This window comes from Mesorhizobium sp. M1338 (genome assembly GCF_040318045.1).
GTDB lineage: Bacteria > Pseudomonadota > Alphaproteobacteria > Rhizobiales > Rhizobiaceae > Mesorhizobium.
In genome coordinates this window covers 1-1,305 of record NZ_JAMYLL010000133.1, presented here as the reverse complement: position 1 = coordinate 1,305, position 1,305 = coordinate 1, and the positions used below count along the sequence as shown (strand labels likewise).

The window sequence follows — 1,305 nt, the reverse complement described above, 5'->3', positions numbered from 1 at the left end:
TTGAAGCTTTCCACGAAGGCATTATCCGGCATGATGTTCTTGGTGCCATCATTTGTTCGGTACGTCAGGTTCGTTAAGCTTGGCGCATCCGGGCCACGGGGCACCGGGAGCACGCAAGTGCGGGCAGGCCGTCGTATGCAGATGAACTGCGAGTTCGAGCACATTATCTGGCCGCCCCTACGACTCGCCCGGATGCGCTGCGAGCGCGGATCCGTATTTGTCGTGTTGCCCGCTCGCTCCCTGATTCGTGACCAACGATGGAGGGAACCGTGCGTATTATCGGCATGGACATACACCGCGTAGCCGCCGAGGTCGTGTCGTTGCTTGATGGCGAGATCGTCAAGCTCGGCCGCGTTCAAATGCTGCGCAATAAGCTCGAGGAGTTCGCCAGGAAGGAACTCACCCACGATGATCATGTGGTGATCGAGGCCACGGGCAATGCTGCTGCCGTCGCTGAAGTGCTGTCGCCCTACGTCGATCGGATCGTGATCGCCAATCCCAAGCAGGTGCACATGATCGCGCACGCGAAGGTGAAGACTGACACGATCGACGCCACTGTCCTTGCGAAGCTCTACGCCTCGGGCTTTCTGCCGGAGGTCTGGGTTCCGGATCCGGGGACCCTTGCCCTCCGAAGACAGGTCACCAGGCGGACACAGCTGGTTCGCCAGCGTTCGCGGCTGAAGAACCTGATCCAGTCAATCCTCCACGCCCACCTGATCCCGCCATGTCCGCATGGGAACCTCGTCGGGATCAGCGGGCGCAAATGGCTGACGAGGCAAATATTGCCTGCGGATGAGCGCGCCGCCATCGAGCGCCACCTCGGCTTGATTAACCAGATCAACGAGGCGTTGACGGTGGTCGAGGCGGATATCGCCGTACATGCCCTCCAGGATCCGACAATCCGCCGCCTGATGACGTTGCCCGGCCTCGACGTCACCGTGGCTGCGAGCGTTGCCGCGGCAATCGGCGACATACGGCGCTTCAGCGATCCACAGAAGCTCGTTGCCTATCTTGGCCTCAATCCGAGCGTGCGGCAGTCCGGTGAGGGGCCAGCCTATCACGGGCGCATCACGAAGCAGGGCCGCGGCCATGCGCGGGGGATGCTGGTGGAGGCGGCATGGGCGGCTGTGCGATCGCCAGGACCTCTTCGCGCCTTCCACAAGCGGATCGCCTCGCGCCGCGGGAAGCACATCGCGGCCGTCGCCACTGCGCGCAAGCTTGCAATGATCATCTGGCACATGCTGAGCAAGGATACCGACTACATCTGGGCCCGGCCGGCCTTGCTCGCCCGCAAGTTCAGATCGG

The 1,305-nt window shown here is 62.5% G+C and carries 1 protein-coding gene; it reads left to right on the top strand.

Annotation, left to right across the window (positions count from 1 at the left end; genetic code table 11):
• Positions 1–269: 269 nt before the first annotated feature.
• A partial coding sequence (locus NKH19_RS33290; protein WP_352983943.1) for an IS110 family RNA-guided transposase occupies positions 270–1,305 on the top strand: 1,036 nt, incomplete at its 3' end.